We start from the raw sequence: 1255 nt of genomic DNA on the forward strand, positions 1-1255 counted from the left end.
GGGGTGTGGCGTGGGTGTTCTGCCGGTGTGAAGTTCCTTCCGTCGATGGTGATGGGGAAGGAACGGGATGCCTGCGGAGAGACTGGAGATGCGGCGTGTCCGCGAGATACTGAGATATCGGGCCGAGCAAGGACTGGGCCATAAATCGATTGCGGTTCGGGTCGGGGCAGCGCCGTCGACGGTGCGCGAGACGCTGCGGCGGGCGACGGCTGCAGGGCTTTCGTGGCCGTTGGACGACGACATGAGCGATGCCGTTTTGGAAGCGGCGCTCTACAAGGCGGCCGGGACGAAGACGGGTCATCGCCGGGCCCCCGAGCCGGACTGGGCTGAGGTGCATCGCGAGCTCAAGCGCAAGCATGTGACGCTGCAAATTCTCTGGGACGAATATATCGGCCGTTATCCGGATGGCTATCGCTACAGCCGGTATTGTGACCTTTACCGCGGCTGGGCGATGAAGCTGCCTGTGACGATGCGGCAGGAGCATGCGAGCGGCGACAAGCTGTTCGTCGATTATGCCGGCGACACGGTAACGGTCGTTGTCGACCGGCTGTCGGGCAAGACGCGGCAGGCACACCTGTTCGTAGCGGTCCTGGGAGCGTCCAGCCTTTCGTTCGCGCAGGCGCGCTGGACCGAGACGCTTTCGGACTGGATCGAATGCCATGTTCAGGCGCTGGAGTTCTTCGGCGGTTCACCGGCACTTCTTGTGCCCGACAATGCCAAGGTGGCGATCATCAAGGCGTGCCACTTCGATCCCCAGGTCAACAGGACCTATTGCGCCATGGCGGCGCACTATGGGAGCGCCGTTCTTCCGACACGGCCGCGGCGGCCGCGCGACAAGGCGAAAGTGGAGGCCGCGGTTCGTATCGTCGAGCGCTGGCTGTTGGGACGGCTGCGCCATCGCGTCTTTTACAGTCTCGCCGAGGTCAATGCGGCGATCATGGAATTGCTCCGTGACCTCAACGACATCAGGGTCTTGCGTCGGGTCAATCGCACGCGGCGTCAATTGTTCGAGGAACTCGATCGTCCGGTTCTGCGGCCCTTGCCTGTCGAGCGCTATGTCTTCGCCGAATGGCGTATCCGGCGTGCCGGGCTGGATTACCACGTCGAGATCGAACGGCATTATTACTCCGTTCCCTATCGCTTTGCCCGCGAGCAAGTAGAGGCGCGTATCACCGCCAATACGATCGAGATATTCCATAAGGGCGAGCGGATCGCCGCGCACCGCCGCTCGAGTGGCAACGGCAAGCACACGACC

1 protein-coding gene is annotated in these 1255 nt (G+C 62.8%); it reads left to right on the forward strand.

Annotated features, from left to right (window positions below; genetic code table 11):
* Positions 1-88: 88 nt before the first annotated feature.
* A partial coding sequence (gene istA, locus ACSQ3I_RS28100) for an IS21 family transposase (RefSeq protein WP_436004476.1) occupies positions 89-1255 on the forward strand: 1167 nt, incomplete at its 3' end.

The organism is Rhizobium sp. LjRoot30 (assembly GCF_964253915.1).
In the GTDB taxonomy this organism is placed as follows: domain Bacteria; phylum Pseudomonadota; class Alphaproteobacteria; order Rhizobiales; family Rhizobiaceae; genus Metarhizobium.